Origin of the sequence: Pseudomonas sp. OV226 (genome assembly GCF_003148705.1) — a bacterium.
Lineage (GTDB): Bacteria > Pseudomonadota > Gammaproteobacteria > Pseudomonadales > Pseudomonadaceae > Aquipseudomonas.
Genome location: NZ_QGGS01000008.1, coordinates 91,781 through 110,868, shown reverse-complemented (window position 1 = coordinate 110,868; position 19,088 = coordinate 91,781). Strand labels below are relative to the sequence as shown.

The 19,088-nt window shown below is 58.5% G+C and carries 14 protein-coding genes; 7 read left to right on the top strand and 7 right to left on the bottom strand.

Translation table 11 applies throughout. The features are described from left to right. Nucleotides 1-48: 48 nt before the first annotated feature. Both C7534_RS15660 and radA read left to right on the top strand, forming a co-directional pair. Nucleotides 49-591, top strand: coding sequence for an ankyrin repeat domain-containing protein (locus C7534_RS15660; RefSeq protein ID WP_109786312.1), 543 nt, complete (start codon nucleotides 49-51; stop codon nucleotides 589-591). A 45-nt stretch (nucleotides 592-636) separates the two neighbouring features. Then, a complete protein-coding gene (gene radA, locus C7534_RS15655; RefSeq protein WP_008028888.1) occupies nucleotides 637-2,004 on the top strand; it encodes a DNA repair protein RadA in 1,368 nt (455 codons plus the stop codon). Between the two features lie 31 nt (nucleotides 2,005-2,035). Here radA and C7534_RS15650 read toward each other — a convergent pair whose 3' ends face one another. Then, nucleotides 2,036-2,404, bottom strand: coding sequence for a PilZ domain-containing protein (locus tag C7534_RS15650; protein WP_046028598.1), 369 nt, complete (start codon nucleotides 2,402-2,404; stop codon nucleotides 2,036-2,038). 160 nt (nucleotides 2,405-2,564) lie between these two features. Here C7534_RS15650 and C7534_RS15645 point away from each other — a divergent pair, with 160 nt between their 5' ends. From C7534_RS15645 to yjiA, 3 genes are all read left to right on the top strand, one after another. Continuing rightward, complete coding sequence (locus C7534_RS15645; RefSeq protein WP_046028595.1) at nucleotides 2,565-4,631, top strand: carbon starvation CstA family protein; 2,067 nt, start codon at nucleotides 2,565-2,567, stop codon at nucleotides 4,629-4,631. Nucleotides 4,632-4,646: 15 nt separating this feature from the next. Next, nucleotides 4,647-4,844 (top strand): YbdD/YjiX family protein, encoded by a 198-nt coding sequence (locus C7534_RS15640; RefSeq protein WP_003228401.1) that lies wholly within the window; start codon nucleotides 4,647-4,649, stop codon nucleotides 4,842-4,844. 162 nt (nucleotides 4,845-5,006) lie between these two features. Further along, nucleotides 5,007-5,978, top strand: coding sequence for a GTPase (gene yjiA / locus C7534_RS15630; protein WP_109786311.1), 972 nt, complete (start codon nucleotides 5,007-5,009; stop codon nucleotides 5,976-5,978). A 128-nt stretch (nucleotides 5,979-6,106) separates the two neighbouring features. On the opposite strand, the gene C7534_RS32340 is transcribed toward yjiA, so the two are convergent. The 4 genes from C7534_RS32340 to C7534_RS15610 all read right to left on the bottom strand — a co-directional run bounded on the left by C7534_RS32340 (nucleotide 6,107) and on the right by C7534_RS15610 (nucleotide 12,851). Next, nucleotides 6,107-6,673 carry a hypothetical protein gene (locus tag C7534_RS32340; protein WP_146206174.1) on the bottom strand — a complete coding sequence of 189 codons (567 nt, stop codon included), beginning with the start codon at nucleotides 6,671-6,673 and terminating at the stop codon, nucleotides 6,107-6,109. A 78-nt stretch (nucleotides 6,674-6,751) separates the two neighbouring features. Beyond that, nucleotides 6,752-7,282, bottom strand: a complete 531-nt coding sequence (locus tag C7534_RS15620; protein ID WP_109786309.1) for a hypothetical protein — start codon at nucleotides 7,280-7,282, stop codon at nucleotides 6,752-6,754. Nucleotides 7,283-7,499: 217 nt separating this feature from the next. Continuing rightward, nucleotides 7,500-8,753, bottom strand: coding sequence for a serine hydroxymethyltransferase (gene glyA / locus C7534_RS15615; protein WP_109786308.1), 1,254 nt, complete (start codon nucleotides 8,751-8,753; stop codon nucleotides 7,500-7,502). Nucleotides 8,754-9,002: 249 nt separating this feature from the next. Beyond that, complete coding sequence (locus C7534_RS15610; RefSeq protein WP_109786307.1) at nucleotides 9,003-12,851, bottom strand: sensor domain-containing protein; 3,849 nt, start codon at nucleotides 12,849-12,851, stop codon at nucleotides 9,003-9,005. A gap of 285 nt (nucleotides 12,852-13,136) precedes the next feature. Here C7534_RS15610 and ettA point away from each other — a divergent pair, with 285 nt between their 5' ends. Then, a complete protein-coding gene (gene ettA, locus C7534_RS15605; protein WP_046028585.1) occupies nucleotides 13,137-14,801 on the top strand; it encodes an energy-dependent translational throttle protein EttA in 1,665 nt (554 codons plus the stop codon). A 368-nt stretch (nucleotides 14,802-15,169) separates the two neighbouring features. Then, nucleotides 15,170-16,507 (top strand): NADP-specific glutamate dehydrogenase, encoded by a 1,338-nt coding sequence (gdhA, locus tag C7534_RS15600; RefSeq protein ID WP_109786306.1) that lies wholly within the window; start codon nucleotides 15,170-15,172, stop codon nucleotides 16,505-16,507. On the opposite strand, the gene C7534_RS15595 is transcribed toward gdhA, so the two are convergent. Then, complete coding sequence (locus C7534_RS15595) at nucleotides 16,504-16,998, bottom strand: GreA/GreB family elongation factor (RefSeq protein ID WP_109786305.1); 495 nt, start codon at nucleotides 16,996-16,998, stop codon at nucleotides 16,504-16,506. The two genes, gdhA and C7534_RS15595, sit on opposite strands and share 4 nt — an antisense overlap. A gap of 180 nt (nucleotides 16,999-17,178) precedes the next feature. Further along, nucleotides 17,179-19,032: an Lnb N-terminal periplasmic domain-containing protein gene (locus C7534_RS15590; protein ID WP_109786304.1), complete on the bottom strand. Its 1,854-nt coding sequence runs from the start codon at nucleotides 19,030-19,032 to the stop codon at nucleotides 17,179-17,181. Nucleotides 19,033-19,088: the final 56 nt, after the last annotated feature.

The following is a 19,088-nucleotide window of genomic DNA, read 5'->3' as shown; positions in this document are numbered from 1 at the left end:
TGAAAAGCGGGACCTCGGGTGAGGTCCCGTCGAGCCAAGGAGATTGCGATGCGTGATTATCTGTTTCTGGTGCTGGCGTTGCTTTCGACCAGTGCCTTTTCCTCCACAAGTGACGATGCGGCCGAGCTGTCTGCTCAATTGCAGGATTACTACTTCGACGCCGCCCGCCGTGGTGATGTGCCAATGCTCGACACGTTCATCGAGGCTGGATACTCGCTCGATACCCGCGATGGCAAGGGTTATACCGCGTTGATACTGGCGGCCTATCACGGCCAGACCGGCGCAGTCGATCGCTTGCTCGCCGCCGGCGCGGATGCCTGTGCTCAGGACCAGCGAGGCAACACGGCATTGATGGGGGCGATTTTCAAAGGCGAAGTGCAAATCGCCCGGACCTTGTTGTCGGCCGGTTGCAGTCCGGACCAGCGCAACGGCGCGGGGCAGACTGCGGCGATGTACGCCGGATTGTTCAAACGTGCCGAGCTGCTCGATGCACTCAAGGCCAAAGGCGCGGACCTGAACGCCGAAGATCCGTTAGGCAACAGCGCCACGCGTCTGGCCAGCGGCGAAATCCGTACCGCCGCGCCGCGCTGATCGGTGTCAGCTGAGCTATCATCGCGGTTTTTGCCGGGAGTTCAGATGGCCAAGGCCAAGCGCATGTACGGCTGCACCGAGTGTGGCTCAACCTTCCCCAAGTGGGCCGGCCAATGCGGCGAGTGCGGGGCCTGGAACACGCTGACCGAAACCATGGTGGAAAGCGGTGGCGCCGCCGCCCCGAGCGGTCGCACTGGCTGGACCGGTCAGCAGGCCCAGATCAAGACACTGGCCGAAGTCAGTGTCGAAGAAATACCGCGGTTTTCCACAGCCTCCAGTGAACTCGATCGGGTGCTGGGCGGTGGCCTGGTCGACGGTTCGGTAGTGCTGATCGGCGGTGACCCTGGCATCGGTAAGTCGACCATCCTGTTGCAAACCTTGTGCAACCTCGCCAAAAGCATGCCGGCGCTGTACGTCACCGGCGAAGAATCGCAGCAACAAGTGGCCATGCGCGCCCGCCGGCTGGGTTTGCCGCAGGACCAACTGCGGGTGATGACCGAAACCTGCATCGAAACCATCATCGCCACGGCCCGGGTGGAAAAACCCAAGGTCATGGTGATCGACTCGATCCAGACGATCTTCACCGAACAACTGCAATCGGCACCGGGCGGTGTCTCGCAGGTTCGCGAGAGCGCAGCGCTGCTGGTGCGTTATGCCAAGCAGAGCGGCACGGCGATTTTCCTGGTCGGCCACGTGACCAAAGAAGGTGCTCTGGCCGGTCCGCGCGTGCTGGAGCACATGGTCGACACCGTTTTGTATTTCGAAGGCGAATCCGATGGGCGTCTGCGTTTACTGCGGGCGGTGAAAAACCGTTTTGGCGCAGTTAACGAATTGGGTGTGTTCGGCATGACCGACAAGGGCTTGAAAGAAGTCTCCAATCCCTCGGCGATTTTTCTCACCCGCGCTCAGGAAGAAGTTCCGGGCAGTGTGGTCATGGCGACGTGGGAAGGCACACGACCGATGCTGGTGGAAGTCCAGGCCTTGGTGGACGACAGTCATTTGGCCAACCCGCGCCGGGTAACACTGGGGCTGGATCAGAATCGCCTGGCGATGCTGCTCGCGGTTTTACACCGTCATGGCGGCATTCCGACCCACGATCAGGACGTATTCCTCAATGTGGTGGGCGGGGTGAAGGTGCTGGAAACAGCATCAGACCTGGCGTTGATGGCGGCCGTCATGTCCAGTTTGCGTAACCGGCCACTGCCGCATGATCTGTTGGTGTTTGGCGAAGTCGGCCTGTCGGGCGAAGTGCGCCCGGTGCCAAGCGGTCAGGAACGCCTGAAAGAAGCCGCCAAGCACGGCTTCAAGCGCGCCATCGTGCCCAAGGGCAATGCGCCGAAAGAATCACCGCCGGGGTTGCAGATAATTGCAGTGACCCGTCTGGAACAGGCACTGGACGCGTTGTTCGAGTAACCCGCAATTCCTGTAGGAGCCGGGGGTGAATTCAGATCTCGATCAACGCCCCCAGCTCACGTTCCAGCTCTTGCGAGTCTCCCACGTTGAGTTCAATCAACCGCCGCAGGCGTTCAATCGATTCCAGGCTGATGTGTTTGCAGACGAAGCCAAGCTGGCCATGATCATCGTGGGTCAGTTGCACATCCATCTTGATGGCAACGTCATCGGTGAGGTGAATATCGACCAGGAAATGCCACTCTCGATTACCCAGCCACGGCTCGGGCTTCTCGATCAGCAGTCCCTTGAGCGACAGGTCGATCAGCTTCACCGGCCAGATGTATTCCCCTTGGCTCAACTCGGTTTTGGCATCGAACGCGATACGTTTGAAGCGGCGGCGATCGGCGGCGTGCTCGCTCATGGCGTAATCCTCGAAAAGGTACGCTGACTATAGACCCGCAATATCAAAGCCTGCCAGCGCAGACAGGCGTTTAGACCAATGTTGGGGTATGGCCTTTGCCGTCAGGAGAGCTAAACTCGGGGTGGCTTTCTTTCTTGTCCACTCTGGCTGGAATCATAAAATGAAAAATAATAATAGCCTGCTAAGCCACTTACCCTGGCTGCTGCTGGCAATCGTCGGTGCGTGCGCACTTGGGGTAGTGGCACTGCGCCGCGGAGAGGCAATCAACGCCTTGTGGATTGTGGTCGCGGCGGTGGCCATATATCTGGTTGCGTATCGCTACTACAGTCTGTTCATCGCTAACAATGTGATGCAACTCGACCCGCGACGGGCGACCCCCGCCGTACTCAATAATGATGGTCTGGACTATGTGCCGACCAACAAACACATTCTTTTCGGCCACCACTTCGCGGCCATCGCTGGCGCTGGTCCTCTGGTCGGTCCGGTATTGGCGGCGCAGATGGGTTACCTGCCGGGTACTCTGTGGATAATCGCGGGCGTGGTACTGGCCGGTTCTGTTCAGGACTTCATGGTGTTGTTCATGTCGACCCGCCGCAACGGTCGGTCCCTGGGCGACATGGTCCGTGAAGAAATGGGCCGCATCCCGGGCACCATCGCACTGTTTGGCTGCTTCCTGATCATGATCATCATCCTCGCGGTGCTGGCACTGATCGTCGTGAAAGCCCTGGCTGAAAGCCCTTGGGGCATTTTCACGGTGATGGCGACCATCCCGATCGCGATGTTCATGGGCATCTATATGCGCTACATCCGCCCGGGCCGCATCGGTGAAATCTCCGTGGTCGGCGTGTTGCTGCTGCTCGGTTCGATCTGGCTGGGCGGGCAGATTGCCGCTGACCCGGTCTGGGCCAAGGCGTTCAGCTTCACCGGCATCCAGATTACCTGGATGTTGATCGGCTACGGTTTTGTGGCCGCCGTGTTACCGGTGTGGCTGATTCTGGCCCCGCGTGACTACCTGTCGACCTTCCTGAAAATCGGCACCATCGTCGCCCTCGCGATCGGCATTCTGGTGACCATGCCCGAGCTGAAAATGCCCGCGCTGACCCAGTTCATCGACGGCACCGGCCCGGTGTGGAAGGGCGGTCTGTTCCCGTTCCTGTTCATCACCATCGCCTGTGGCGCGGTCTCGGGTTTCCACGCGCTGATCTCTTCCGGCACCACGCCAAAACTGCTGGATAACGAAACCAACGCCCGTTACATCGGTTACGGCGGCATGCTGATGGAGTCCTTCGTGGCGATCATGGCCATGGTTGCCGCCTCGGTGATCGAACCAGGCGTGTACTTCGCGATGAACAGTCCGGCGGCCGTGGTCGGCGGTGATGTGGTAGCGGTGGCGCAAGCGGTCAGCGGCTGGGGTTTTGCCATTACCCCGGAAGCCCTGCAAGCCGTGGCCCATGACATCGGCGAAACCACCATCCTGGCCCGTGCCGGTGGTGCGCCGACCCTGGCGGTCGGTATCGCGCAGATCCTGCACAGTGTCCTGCCGGGTGAAAACACCATGGCGTTCTGGTACCACTTTGCGATCCTGTTCGAAGCGCTGTTCATCCTGACGGCTGTCGACGCCGGTACCCGTGCCGGTCGTTTCATGCTTCAGGATTTGCTGGGCTCTTTCGTGCCGGCGCTGAAACGTACGGAATCCTGGACCGCCAACCTGATCGCCACCGCCGGTTGTGTAGCGATGTGGGGTTGGTTGCTGTATCAGGGCGTCATCGATCCGTTGGGTGGCATCAACACCTTGTGGCCGCTGTTCGGCATCTCCAACCAGATGCTGGCCGGTATCGCGCTGATGCTCGGCACCGTTGTGCTGATCAAAATGAAACGCCAGCGCTACATCTGGGTGACGTTGGTGCCAGCGGTCTGGCTGCTGATCTGCACCACCACCGCAGGCTTCATCAAGCTGTTCGACGCCAACCCGGCGATCGGCTTTCTGTCGCTGGCCAAGAAGTACAGCGATGCGCTGGCCAACGGTCAGATCCTCGCCCCGGCCAAGGACATCACGCAGATGCAGCACGTGATCTTCAATGCCTACACCAACGCTACGCTGACGGCGCTGTTCCTGTTCGTGGTCTTCAGCATCCTGTTCTATGCACTCAAGGTCGGCATTGCCTCCTGGGGTAAAAAAGAGCGCACGGATAAAGAATCACCATTCCACGCCCTGCCTGACGCGTAATCGAGGATTGCAAACATGTTCAATGACCTGAGTCGCCTCGGTAAATACCTCGGTCAGGCCGCGCGCCTGATGGTCGGCATGCCCGACTACGACACCTACGTCGAGCATATGCAAACCAAACACCCGGACAAACCGGTGATGAGCTACGAAATGTTCTTCCGCGAACGTCAGGAAGCGCGTTACGGTGGCAAGGGTGGGCCGAAGTGCTGTTGATCCGACAGCCAGATTGATGCAACCCCTGTGGGAGCGGGCTTGCCCGCGATGACGGACTATCAGTCAGCATTGATGTTGAATGGTAAATCGCTATCGCGGGCAAGCCCGCTCCCACATTTGTTTTTGTGTTCACTTTTTATTTTATGAAGCAGGAGATTCAGTTTGTCCTCTCCCATCCCCGTCACGATCCTCAGCGGCTTCCTTGGCGCCGGCAAGACCACGCTGTTGCGTCACCTGTTGAAAGCAGAGCACGGCCTGAAAATAGCCGTGATCGAAAACGAATTCAGTGATGCCGGTATCGATACCCAACTGTTGGGCGACGAGCCGGTACAAGTCATGACGCTGTCCAACGGCTGCGTCTGCTGCACCATCCACACCGACCTGACCAAGGCGCTGTACCTGTTGCTCGAACGCCTGGACAGCGGCGACATCGCCTTCGATCGCCTGGTGATCGAATGCACTGGCCTGGCGGACCCGGCTCCGGTGGCGCAAACGTTCTTCATCGACGAAGAACTGCGTGAACGCTACCTCCTCGACGGCATCATCACCCTGGTCGACGCGGCGCATGCCGACACGCACCTGGCTCAAACCATTGCCCAGGCGCAAATCGGTTTCGCAGACCGCTTGCTGGTGAGCAAGCGCGATCTGGTGGATGAGCCGACGTTCATCGCATTGAGTGAACGGCTGACCCGTATCAACCGGCGTGCGCCGATCCGCGTGGTCGATCACGGCCAGATCGATCTGGCCGAATTGCTCGACGTGCGCGGTTTCAATCTGAATGCCGACCTTGGCGGTGGCGTGAGTCTGCGTCCGGTAAGCAAGGCGCCATCCATCGACCGTATCTCCAGCCTGGTGCTGCGCACCGACAAACCGCTGGATATCGACAAGCTCAGCGAGTTCATGAATGAATTGCTCGAAGAGCATGGCAAGCAACTGCTGCGCTACAAAGGTGTATTGAACATCCTCGGTGAGTCTCGGCGCATGGTGTTTCAGGGGGTGCTGAAACTGTATGGTTTCGATTGGGATACCGAGTGGGCAGACGATGAGGCCCGCGAAAGCGTGATCGTGTTTATTGCCGATGACTTGCCGCAAGAGAAGATTCGCGAAGGATTTGCACGGGTGGCAGCGCAGTAGTGTGCAGAATTTGGGTTGTTTTCAGGTGAGGCGGCGGTGATCACCGCCTCACCCCGACTATGCCCCTCCCGGTTTTGAGTCGGGAGGGGACGTCCGCCGCGGCTCAGCGGTATTGAATGCCTGGATCGTCAGACCTCATCGGGGCTGCTGACGTAAGGGGCATTTCTTTCCAGGATGTGCAGATTGAAAGCCAAGGGGGAACCCCCTTTGTCTGCGACATAAAGATAGGTTGAATCATGCTCTTTGTGTTGATGTAGAAGTCCAGACTCCTTCGGCTGCAGATAAATACTGAGCGATTCACTTTTTATAGTATCAAGGGTCAGCATGTTTCCGCGTTCGTCTCTCAGCGCAAAGATGTTCGAGTCATCAGAAGGGAATGCCCCAAGTAATCCGTTGTCACTCATGCTGAGACATTTTCCATAATAATCTCCTGCTGTTCGGACATAGAGCCTGTAATGACGTTGCGTATGTCTGAAATAAAGCTGTAGGCGAGGTTTGGCGTCTACCGGGACATCGGGGCGAAAACCAATTAAGTGTGAATCATCCCGGCTTTGACGCTTTCCGGTGAAAAATCCACCGCTGGCAAGTCCTGAGTTGACTATTGCCCGTTTGCCAAGTGCGATCTCCAGGAAATTCAATAACGTTGTTTCTGTGCCAAAGGTTGCGGTGAAAGATAGTTGTCGGTCGGTTTTCATTTCAGGCAGTCCATGCTTGATTTTAGTTCGTCCATGTTGATTTTTTTGCATTCAATATTGGCAAGTCGGGAGAATGACTCAGAGAGTGCCTCGGGTCAGTATTTCAAGTTTGAAGTCCAGAGGCTGTGCTGTGACTTTGCCTGTGCAAACCAGGCCGCCTACCGCTGTATTGCCCCGTACGCTGAGCGTCCGGCCGCCCCGCGTCTGAATCCTGAGTGTCGGAGTGTCGTTGTCGATCTGGTCGAGGGTTATGATGTTTCCGTTTTTATCTAGCAAGTTAAAGGTTGTCTGGTCATGGTCAGGGCGGAAGGCGCTGATGAAGTCTTTGTCTTCATTACTCAGTGCATACCGGTGATACGGGCCGTCAGTGATCAGATAAATGGAGTAATAGTCGTCGATGCAATGAAACTCGAATTTTAGCTGCTTGGGTGCAGTGTTTGCTTTAACGCAAAGATAACTGGATACGTCCATGTTGGCTTCAAAAGACCATGTGTCAAAATCAAGTTTTTTGATGCGTGTTGTTTTACCGTGGGTGATACCTGGTAAATGCAAGTTGCCATGGCTGGTTGTCATTGTGGCAATAAAGGACCGCTCTTTGTTTTGGCTCATGTTGTTCATTCCCTGTGTGTGGTTTTAATTTGTAAAGTTGGCCGAAGTTGTCGGCTGGTTATTAAGCTAACAGTCGAGGGACGAGAATGAGTAGTTGTTTTTGGACTTTGATGTTTCAGTAGTTTTCAATTAAAGAAGTGTCGAAGTTTGCAGGGGTGCAAAAATAACAGGCAAAAAAAACCCGGCTGTCAGGCCGGGTTTATTCAAGCTGCTGCTATCAAGCGCCGTAAACCGGCAACTTCTTGCAGATGGCCTTGACCTTCTCACGAACGGCGTCGATCACCGCTTCGTTGTTCAGGTCAGCCAGGATGTCGCAGATCCAGCCGGCCAGTTCCTTGCACTCGGCTTCCTTGAAGCCGCGAGTGGTCACAGCCGGAGTGCCGAAGCGCAGGCCGGAGGTGACGAACGGGGAGCGTGGATCATTTGGTACGGAGTTCTTGTTCACGGTAATGAATGCTTTGCCCAGAGCGGCGTCGGCGTCTTTACCGGAGATTTCCTGCTTGATCAGTGACAGCAGGAACAGGTGGTTTTCAGTACCGCCGGAAACGACGTCGAAACCGCGTTCGATGAACACGCCGGCCATGGCCTTGGCGTTTTTCACCACTTGTTGCTGGTAGGTCTTGAACTCAGGCTGCAGTGCTTCCTTGAAGCAGATCGCTTTAGCGGCGATCACGTGCTCCAGCGGGCCACCCTGGGCGCCCGGGAATACCGCGGAGTTCAGCTTCTTCTCGATGTCGGCATTGGCGCGAGCCAGGATCAGGCCGCCACGTGGACCGCGCAGGGTCTTGTGCGTGGTGGTGGTCACGACGTCAGCGAATGGCACCGGGTTCGGGTAGACGCCAGCGGCGACCAGACCGGCCACGTGGGCCATGTCGACGAACAAGTAGGCGCCAACCTTGTCGGCGATTGCACGGAAGCGCGGGAAGTCGAGGATCTGCGAGTAAGCAGAGAAACCGGCCACGATCATTTTCGGCTTGTGCTCAACTGCCAGGCGCTCGACTTCGTCGTAGTCGATCAGGCCGTTGGCGTCGATGCCGTACTGGATGGCGTTGTACAGCTTGCCGGAGGACGAAACGCTGGCGCCGTGGGTCAGGTGACCACCGTGGGCCAGGCTCATGCCCAGGATGGTGTCGCCGGCTTGCAGCAGTGCCAGGTAAACCGCGCTGTTGGCTTGCGAACCGGCGTGTGGCTGAACGTTGGCGTAATCGGCGCCGAACAGTTCCTTGGCACGATCGATGGCCAGCTGCTCAACGACGTCGACGTACTCGCAACCACCGTAGTAGCGCTTGCCCGGGTAGCCTTCGGCGTACTTGTTGGTCAGAACCGAGCCTTGAGCCTCCATCACCGCTGGGCTGGTGTAGTTTTCCGAAGCGATCAGCTCGATGTGTTCTTCCTGGCGCTGAGCTTCTTGCTCCATGGCGGCAAAAAGATCGGCGTCGTACTTGGCAATAGTCAAATCACGGCTGAACATGGCGGTCCTCAAGGATCGGGGGCAGAAAAGGGGGGCATTCTAACCCAACGGGTTTTGGATGGCATATGAAACGACATCATGTCGCAGACAAGTGGGCTTCATGAAGGGATCAGCGGTGATCATGCAGGCCTCATCGCGGGCAAGCCCGCTCCCACAAGTTCTCGGGTGTACATAAAATGCGCGAACACTGAAGATCCACTGTGGGAGGGAGCTTGCTCGCGATGGGGTCATCAGCCTCTCAGCAGGACTTCAGTCGAGCATGAAGAGGGCATCATTGCTGAACTGTGCTTCAAAGCGGCTGGGTGGCATCGGCCGGCCGAACAGATAGCCCTGAACCTCATCGCAACCATGCTCGCGCAGGAAGTCGAGTTGCTCTTGGGTTTCCACGCCCTCGGCGATCACCGCCAGGTTCAGGCTGTGTGCCATGGCGATGATCGCCCGGGCAATTTGCGCATCCTGTTCACCGGACGGCAGGCCATCGACAAACGTGCGGTCGATTTTCAGAACGTCGATCGGGAACTGCTTGAGATAGTTGAGCGATGAGTAGCCGGTGCCGAAGTCATCGACCGCAATGCTCAGGCCGAGGTTTTTCAACCCGGCGAGAATCTGCATCGCCTCGCTGACTTCGCGCATCAGGATACTTTCGGTCAGCTCCAGCTCCAGGCACGCCGGCGGCAGGCCGGTTTCCTTGAGGATGGTGGCGATCCGCGTGCCCAACTGGCCGTCGGAGAACTGCCGCGCCGAGATGTTCACCGATACTTTTGGCACGCGGACTTTCGTCTGGTGCCAGGTCTTGAGCTGGCGGCACGCTTCGCCGATGACCCAGTCGCCGACATCCACCACCAGGCCGAGCTCTTCGAGCACCGGAATGAAATCCCCCGGCGGCACCAGCCCGCGTCGTGGATGACTCCAGCGCAACAGGGCTTCGGCACCGGTCAAGCGTTTGCCGTCGCCGCTGAATTGCGGCTGGTAATACAGCACGAATTCGTTCTGTTCCAGGGCGTGTCGCAGATCACTTTCCAGCTCCAGGCGTTCCAGTGCGCTGGCGTTCATGTCCGCCTGATAAAACTGGAAGTTGTTCTTGCCGCGTTCCTTGGCGTGGTACATCGCCGTGTCGGCATTTTTCATCAATTGGCTAAGTTCATTGCCGTCCTGCGGGCTCAGGGCGATGCCGATACTGGCCGTGACGAAGAACTCGCGGCCCTCCAGTACAAAGGGTTTCACCAGGCTGGCCAGAATCTGTTCCGCCACGTGGATCGCCCGGTTCAGCGCGATTTCGCGGTTGACCCGGGGTTGCAGCAGCAAGGTGAATTCGTCGCCACCCATGCGGGCCACGGTGTCGTCATCATCGACGCAGCCGAGCAGGCGCGTGGCCATTTCCTTGAGCATGCGGTCGCCGGCGGCGTGGCCGAGTGAATCGTTGATCGGCTTGAAACGGTCGAGGTCGAGGAACATCAGCACCACCCATGACTTCTGCCGGTCCGCCGATTGCAGCGCCGTGTGCAGGCGATCCTGGAACAGCGTGCGGTTGGGAAGATGAGTCAGGGCGTCGTAGTAGGCGAGGCGGTGAATCCGCTGTTCACTGGCCTTGCGCTCGCTGATGTCGCTGAAGAAGCACACATAACTGGCCAGGTCGCCTTCGTCGTCCAGCACCGCCGTGATTCCGACCCAGGCCGGGTAGTGTTCGCCGTTGCGGCGCTTGAGCCAGACTTCGCCTTCCCACGTACTGTTCTGATGCAGTTGCTTGAGCACGTAGCGCAGATGAGCGTCCTGCTGCTCGTCGACAGTCAGCATGTTCGGTAACTGGTCGAGCACTTGTTCCACGGCATAGCCGCTGACGCGACTGAACGCTTCGTTGGCCTGAACGATGTAACCGGCCGGGTCGGTGATCAGAATCGCCGAGGTCGAGTGTTCAAATACCGTGGCCGCCATGCGCAGGTCTTTCTCGGCGCGGCGTTGCTGGCTGATGTCACGACCGACCCCCAGCACGCCTTCAAACGCGCCGTGTTCGTCCCAGACCAGCACCAGTCGCAACTCGATGGGGATCTTGCGGCCATCGGCGCGCAGGCAATCGAACAGGAACAGTTGGGTCTGCACCTGGCTGCGCAACAGCGCCAGTTGCTCGGGTTTATCCAGCGCTTTGCTGACCCGGTCCATCAGGTGGAAGATGCCGGTCAATTGTTGCGGGTTGGCGACGATCGATTGCCAGCCGTTCTGGAAGATCCACTCTGCGTCATAACCCAGCACGGCTTGCACCGAGGGGCTGACGTAGTTGAGCGACAGTTTGCTGTCGGTGGAGAAAATCACGTCGCTGATGCTTTCGGCGAGCATCCGGTAACGCTGTTCGCTGTCGCGCAACGATTCACTGGCTTCGATCTGATCGGTGATGTCCTTCGCCACCCCGATGATGCGCGTGACCTGATTGTGCTTGTCCCGTGCCAGGGCCTGTTCACGAATCTCGAACCGCCGCCATTTGCCATCACGATGACGGAAGCGCAGTTGGCACTGCATCAATTGGCTGTAACCCGCCTGACGCTGGATCTGGCGCGAGCGATGGTAGAAATCGGCATCCTCGGGGTGCAGCAGGATTTCCCAGAAATACTCACCCATCTGATGCAGTTCGGTAGGGTCGTATCCGAGGGTCTGGCCGAGGTGGTGGTTGCTGAAAATCATCCGCTGGCTGATTACGTCCTGCACGTACAGGTGATCCGGCACGGTGCGCACCACATCGGACCAGAACCCTTCGCGTTCCAGCAGTGACAGCTCGATCAGCTTGCGGCTGGTGATGTCGGTAATGCTCAGGATCACCGCTTTATAGTCGTTCTGATCGACCGGCAGGCGCAGGACCAGCCACAAGTGCTGATCGCGGTCGTTGGCACCCTGCAGTTTGATTTCCAGCTCAAGCTGTCGCTGCTGGTTAAACACCGCTTCGAGCACTTGATTGCCAATGGCCGTGCCGTTCTGTGCATTGCCGTCGATCAACAGGTTCCAGGCCTGCCCGCAAGCGTTGACGTTGAGCAGTTGCAGGGCAACCTGGTTGACCTCGGTGATGCGCAACTCCTGAAGCAGTTGCCGGCGTTGTTCCGGGCGCTCAAGCCAGGCCTGCAATTGTTCGTTGCTCTGCAACTGCGCCTTGTCGAAAGCGCCCTTGAGCCCCGATACGTCGAGTACACAGAGTGCAACGCCGGTGCCTTCGAAAATGTCCTGGTAGCGTCGACGCCCCTCATTCAACTGGCGTTGGCGGCGGCGCATGTTCAGCAGCGCAATGAACGGTAGCAGCGAAAACGCCAGGCCCAGCAGGCATTTGCCAATGAACGCCGGCAGCAGCTCTTCGAGCACCCGTTGCCGATCGAACAACCCGCGCATTTGCCAGTCGCTGCTGCTCAACGGCACGGTCAGCACACTGCTGGCCAATTCATCCGGCGTCAGCACGGCTGGCGTGCTGGAGGGCACGGCATCATCGCGGCTGATGATCTGGCGATTAATGCGGTTTTCCACCAGCCACAGCGGACGGATGCCGGCCTCGCTCTGTTTGGTCAGCGTCGAGAAAAAGGTCGGTGTCAGGCGCAGGGCCCAATAGCCTCGGGAGCTGCCGCTGGCTTGATGCAGCAGTAGATGCACCACCGAACCGTCATCGGCGTTGCTGAAGTAGTGGGCCTGGGCATGACTGCGCCGGACCAGTTCACTCAGGTAGTCGGCGTCCTGACTGTCATCGGCGCTGTCGTTGAGGATTTTCCCGGAGGGGCTGAGCAACGCCAGGCTGCGTAGTTCCGGTAATGACTGTTGCAGCTTGCGCAGTAACGCCCGCTGTTCGTCGGCGCTTTGCGGTTGTTCGACGATCGGTAGCAGGTTGAGGGCGATTTGCGCGTTGAGCGCCATGTTCAGGCTGACTTGCGCGGCCAGGTCGGCGGTGTAATCGATGGTGTATTGGCGCTGGTGTTTCTGGGTTTCGCGAAGTTGATCCAGCAACTGCCAGAACAGCAGGGCGAGCAGCAACAGAACGAGTGTCGCCAGCGCGCCTTTCAGGGTTCCGCGCAGGGGCGAGCCGGTCGCAGGACTGGGAGCGCTCACGGAAGCTTGCGGAGTGGCATTAGACAAACTGGAATCCTGCGGTTTGACTGGACTGGCGCGACGTGCACTATAAGCCTGACGCCCGAAGGGCGGCTAGCATGCCTTGAGTTGTGGCTAAGTGCCAGCCCCTGTCGGCTGGACTGCCTTCCGTCAATCAGGTAGCTTTGCCGGTTACGCGGGAGCGTTCCAGCTCCTAGACTCAGACTTTTTCAGCGTGCACGTATTGATCGCCATCAATCGGACGACGCGCACAGTCTGGCCAGGCTTCGCCTGCGCTCCAATCATTCATCTGTCACTGACCCAAGGTTCTCCATGGCTCAATACGTCTTCACCATGCATCGGCTCGGCAAAGTTGTTCCGCCGAAGCGGGAAATCCTGAAAAACATTTCTCTGTCGTTCTTCCCTGGCGCCAAGATCGGCGTACTCGGCCTCAACGGTTCGGGTAAGTCCACGTTGCTGAAAATCATGGCCGGCGTCGACACCGAGTTCGAAGGCGAAGCCCGTCCGATGCCGGAACTGAACATCGGCTACCTGCCACAGGAACCGATCCTGGACCCGACCAAAACCGTGCGTGAAGTGGTTGAGGAAGCGGTCAGCGTGATCAAGAACGCCCAGGCGCGCCTGGACGAGGTCTACGCGGCTTACGCTGAAGAAGATGCCGACTTCGACAAGCTGGCGGCTGAACAGGCCAAGCTCGAAGCCATTCTGCAGGCAAGCGACGGTCACAACCTTGAGCGTCAACTGGAAGTCGCCGCCGATGCGCTGCGCCTGCCAGCATGGGACGCGAAAGTCGAATTCCTGTCCGGTGGTGAAAAGCGTCGCGTGGCCCTGTGCCGCCTGCTGCTGTCCGCTCCGGACATGCTGCTGCTCGACGAACCAACCAACCACCTGGACGCCGATTCCGTCGCCTGGCTGGAGCACTTCCTGCACGATTTCCCGGGTACCGTGGTTGCGATCACGCACGACCGTTACTTCCTGGACAACGTCGCCGGCTGGATTCTGGAACTCGACCGCGGTGCCGGCATCCCGTACGAAGGCAACTATTCGGGTTGGCTTGAAGCCAAGTCCAATCGTCTGGCTGCCGAATCCAAGCAGCAGTCGGCCCACGAAAAAGCCATGAAGGAAGAACTGGAGTGGGTGCGCCAAGGCGCCAAGGCCCGCCAGTCCAAATCCAAGGCTCGTCTGCAACGCTTCGAAGAAATGCAATCGCAGGAATTCCAGAAGCGCAGCGAAACCAACGAGATCTACATCCCGGCCGGTCCGCGCCTGGGCGACAAGGTCATCGAATTCAAGAACGTTTCCAAGGGGTATGGCGATCGCGTGCTGATCGACAACCTGTCGTTCTCCATGCCTAAAGGCGCCATCGTTGGCGTGATCGGTGGTAACGGTGCCGGTAAATCGACCCTGTTCCGCATGCTGATGGGCAAGGAAACACCGGATTCGGGCAGCATCGAAGTCGGCGAAACCGTGCAACTGGCGTGCGTCGATCAGAGCCGCGAAGACCTGGACGGCAGCAAGACTGTGTTCCAGCAAATCTCCGACGGTTCCGACCAGATCCGCATCGGCAACTACGAGATTCCGTCGCGTACCTACGTGGGGCGTTTCAACTTCAAGGGCGGCGATCAGCAGAAGTTCGTCAAGGACCTGTCCGGTGGTGAGCGCGGTCGCTTGCACCTGGCCCTGACCCTGAAGGAGGGCGGCAACGTCCTGCTGCTCGACGAACCGTCCAACGACCTCGACGTTGAAACCCTGCGTTCCCTGGAAGAAGCACTGCTCGACTTCCCGGGCGCCGCCATTGTGATCTCTCACGATCGGTGGTTCCTTGACCGCGTCGCGACTCACATCCTGGCGTACGAAGACGACTCGCAAGCGGTGTTCTTCGAAGGCAACTACACCGAATACGAAGCCGATCGCAAAAAGCGTCTCGGCGAAGCAGCTGCCCAGCCGCATCGTGTACGGCACAAAAAACTGGCCTGATACCGGGTCGGTTGCATGAAAAACGGAGCCTTCGGGGCTCCGTTTTTTTATGCGTTTTTCAGTGGGATCGCGGTGAATTCATCGCAGGAAAGCCCGCTCCCACGGGAATGTGGATTGCCCGGGATACGCAAAGCTTCACGGACACAGTGGGAGCGGGCTTGCCCGCGAAGACGGTGTACCTGATGGTGCAAGACTTGAGTTGTGAATCCCCATTCAGGTGCAAAAAAGCTAAAAAACCAGATTAATTTATATCCTGCGCACCATTTAATTTCATAAATGCGACGTTATGCGCTGTTCTCGTGCATGAATCGTTTGTTACAGTCCGGCTCAATCTCCTCCAACGACAATAAATTTGCCGAGACTTTTCCATGATCGAATCCGTCGAATCCTTCCTTGCGCGCCTGAAAAAACGCGACCCGGATCAACCCGAGTTTCACCAAGCGGTTGAAGAGGTCTTGCGTAGCCTGTGGCCGTTTCTCGAAGCCAATCCACACTATCTGACCTCCGGCATTCTGGAGCGTATTTGTGAGCCGGAGCGGGCGGTTGTTTTTCGGGTTTCCTGGGTCGACGATCAGGGCAAGGTGCAGGTCAATCGCGGGTTCCGCGTCCAGATGAACAGCGCGATCGGCCCGTACAAGGGTGGCTTGCGCTTCCATCCCTCGGTGAATCTGGGCGTGCTGAAGTTCCTCGCTTTCGAGCAGACGTTCAAAAACTCCCTGACTTCACTGCCAATGGGCGGTGGCAAGGGCGGTTCGGATTTCGACCCTAAGGGCAAAAGCGACGCCGAAGTCATGCGCTTCTGCCAGGCGTTCATGAGCGAGTTGTACCGCCACATCGGTGCCGATGTGGATGTGCCGGCCGGTGACATTGGTGTCGGCGCCCGGGAGATCGGCTTCCTGTTCGGCCAGTACAAGCGCCTGAGTAACCAGTTCACCAGCGTGCTGACCGGTAAAGGCCCGAGCTATGGCGGCAGTCTGATTCGCCCGGAAGCCACCGGTTTTGGTTGTGTCTACTTCGCCGAAGAGATGCTCAAGCGTCGCGGACTGACGGTCGAGGGCAAACGCGTGGCGATCTCCGGCTCCGGCAATGTCGCGCAATACGCTGCACGCAAGGTGATGGACCTTGGGGGCAAGGTTATTTCGCTGTCTGATTCCGAAGGCACGCTGTACTGCGAAAGCGGTTTGACCGAAGAGCAGTGGCTGGCCGCGCTGGAGCTGAAAAACGTCCAGCGCGGTCGTATCCGCGAACTGGCCAGCCGTTTTGGTCTGGAATTCCGTGGCGGCGAACTCCCGTGGTCCCTGAGCTGTGACATCGCACTGCCGTGCGCGACACAAAACGAGCTCGATGCCGAGGCCGCTCGCACCTTGTTGCGTAACGGCTGCATGTGCGTGGCGGAAGGCGCGAACATGCCGACGACCCTTGAGGCCGTGGACGTGTTCATTGAAGCAGACATTTTGTTCGCGCCAGGCAAGGCGTCGAATGCCGGCGGCGTTGCCGTGAGCGGGCTGGAAATGTCGCAGAACGCCATGCGCCTGTTGTGGACCGGCGGTGAAGTGGACAACAAGCTCCACGCGATCATGCAGTCGATCCATCACGCCTGCGTGCATTACGGCGAAGAGAACGGGCGGGTCAATTACGTAAAAGGTGCGAACATCGCCGGCTTCGTTAAAGTCGCCGACGCCATGCTTGCCCAAGGCGTGGTTTAAGCCGGTTCGATGCGGATAACTTCAATGAATTGATCTCCGGCGGGGCGTTGCCACAGCACTTCATCTTGCAGTGGTGCACCCAGCAACGCGCGCCCCAGTGGCGAGTCCCAATTGATCAGGCCATGCGCGGCATCGGCCTGATCCTCGCCGACCAATTGCACACGGTGTTCGGTGTCGTGTTCGTCGGCGTAAGTGACCCAGCTGCCGATCTGCACTTTTACCGTCGAGGTGGCGAGCGGCACGACTTGAGCGCTGCTCAGGCGTTGTTTGAAGTAGCGCAGGTCCCGTTCCAGATCTGCCACGCGCTGTTTGTCGGCCTGTTCGCCCTTGGCGGACTGCTCGGCATGCAGGGCTTGCAGTACAGCGACCTTGCCCTGTAACAGGCTCAAGCCTTGGGGCGTGACGTAATTGGGCTGCGCACTGACCTGCCGTTCGACCGGCTGATCGGCTTGCGCGGCAGCGTTATCTTCGTTGACGAATGCGCGGCTCATGGTGATCTCCCGTTATAGGGTTTGGGCCATGGTTGCAGGCTTTTAGTTTCGGTGGATGTCTGCGTACGACTCATGGCGAGCGATGGGCGCGGACGAGGCTGTTCAATGGGCTATCAGTCAGTATTGATGATGAATGGTAAATCGCTATCGCGGGCAAGCCCGCTCTCACAGGGATTTACGTCAATAGTGATACCACTTCACCTCTAGCATCACTTCATTCTCGGGTGTGGCGAGGTGACTGAAGTCGCGCTGGGCACTCAGGCGCAGGCCCAGGTTACGCGACAGTTCCCACTGCTGATTCAGGCTAATGTTTCGGCGCACTTCGCCATTGGTGAAGAAGTCGCCTTTGGTCTCCAGGCTGAAATTGCCCAGCGGGTTGTTCCACAGTACACCGGTGTTGAAGCCCGCCGCCGGGGCGATGAAAGCGGCGAAGTCGTTATTGTGTTCAACGCGCACGGTGCCCAAGGCAAAGCCGAGCAGGTCGTCACCCAGTTGCCAGGTGCCGCCGCCACCGCCATTGACGTGGCTGACCAGGGTTTCGTCGTCATGCTTGCCCGGCACGCGCTCCAGACCGCCGGTCACCTGCCACGACAGCGGTTGCAGCAGCTCGTTGCGCGGGGTCAGTGAGCGAATCGTTGCCAGGTCTAGCTGCTGAAACTGCCATTGATTGCCTTCGTACTGGCGCAGTTTCATTTGCAGGATTTCGATCTGTGCGCCGAGCGGGAAGCTTTCGGCGTTGTCGTTGAGATCGTGATAGGCCATGCGCAGGCCGTACTCGCCAAATGCTTTATCGCCCCGGGTGCCGATGCCGGCCTGCCAGGTGCGCGATTCATGGCCGTCCTCGGGCAGGCCGGGTCGCGGGATGTCCAGTTCCGGTGCGGGGTTCTGGTTGATCGCCCGCAGCAGTTCGAAACTGCGTTGCGCCCGCGCCGGGTCGCGTTCCTGGCCGTTGGCGCGGTAGCGTTCCAAGCGATAAGCGGCGTCGATGATCAGCGCCTGGCGGTCTTTGGGTTGAGCCTTGAAGGCGGGGGCCTGCAACTGTTTCTGATCCGCGCTGACGTTCAGCACCCATTGCTGTTCATCAGCGTTCAGCGGTTCGGCGCGACTCAACAATTCACGCTCGCGGGACGGGCGATACGTTATCGACTCGACCAGCCCGGCTTCCTTGACCGCTTTGACGGTGTCGGTGGGGATGGCGGTCAGCGGGAATTGCTCGGTCAGGCGCAGGCTCGGTCGCGCCACCTGCAGCAATTCGAGCAGGCGATAGGAGCAGTTTTCGTCGAAGAAGAAGTAATCGAACTTGATCTGTTTCAACTCCCAGACGTGCTCGACCATGCGTGCGGTTTCTGGCTGGGTCAGGTTCAGCCGGTATTCCCACAGGTCGCGGTTCTCCAGACTGCGGTATTCCGAGAGCTTCTCCTGATACGGCACCAGCGCAAACAGGCCCGGGTAACCGCCCATCAAGCCTTTCCAGGCGTAAAGGATGCTGTTGTCCGAACCTTCGATGTAGGCACCAAAATTGATGGCATAACTGAGCAGGGCGGTATGGTCGCTCTGCACGTCTTTCTGGTCGATGCGCAATAATGTGTGGCCAAACATTGAAGACGGACTGTTCAAGTACGCCGCCGGGAAAATCATCACCGCGCTGTCGGGCGAGACGTCCTTGAACCATTGCTTGAACTCGGCGCAGTCCAGTGTCGGCAGGTCCGTCAGATTGAGCTGGGCTTTCAACCAGCGGGTGCGGGCCGGGTAAACGCATTGGGCGTGTTGTTCGCCGGCACTGGCCGGGGCGTACAGCGCTTGCACGGTCGCGGCCAGTTCATGGTCGGGATGTTCGTTGCCATCAGGCGCAAGAAAGAACTTCTGGTCGCTGACATAGCTGCGCCAGCCGCCAAGCTTGGCGGTTTCGTAGTGGCCCAGGGAAATCCAGAAGGGGTCATTGGCCAGTTGCTGCAAACGTTGATTGTCCAGATGTGGCGCGGCGGACAACGGGGCACAGACACAGAGCGCCAGCCAGGCAAGGCGTTTGAGCATAGTGAGCAACTTAAAGTCGAAAAAAACAAAGACCCAAAGAGGGGCGGGCCAAAAAA